Origin of the sequence: Brevibacterium sp. HMSC063G07 (genome assembly GCF_001810665.1) — a bacterium.
Classification (GTDB): domain Bacteria; phylum Actinomycetota; class Actinomycetes; order Actinomycetales; family Brevibacteriaceae; genus Brevibacterium.
Genome location: NZ_KV802357.1, coordinates 1 through 337, shown reverse-complemented (window position 1 = coordinate 337; position 337 = coordinate 1). Strand labels below are relative to the sequence as shown.

The window sequence follows — 337 nt, the reverse complement described above, 5'->3', positions numbered from 1 at the left end:
ATACAGCCACCAATCCATCACTGTGCGTTGATGCGGTAGTGATAGTCCGCGGTGTCTGCGGGCTAGTTCTTTTATGGGGGCGTTGATGCCACCTTCGAGGCTGTTTGTTGTTGCTGCAAGGTTGTCGGGGTCGATGGTTGTTGGTGGGGGTTGCAGGTAGGTAAACAGCAGGTCTCTGCGGTGCAGAGATAGCAATGATTGATAGGCCGCTCGGACGCGTTGGTGGGTGTAGACCTTGGTGTAGGCGCCGGTAGCAGGGTCTTTGATGGTGGTTTTCTCGTTCATCCATTCCCGGTAGGTGTGGTCGAATTCGTGCAGGTGGGCGACCCATGTGGAT

Annotated in this window: 1 pseudogene; it reads right to left on the bottom strand. The window is 55.5% G+C overall.

The window, feature by feature from the left end:
• Window positions 1–337 (bottom strand): annotated as a pseudogene (locus HMPREF2757_RS11455) (IS256 family transposase); the annotation flags it as partial.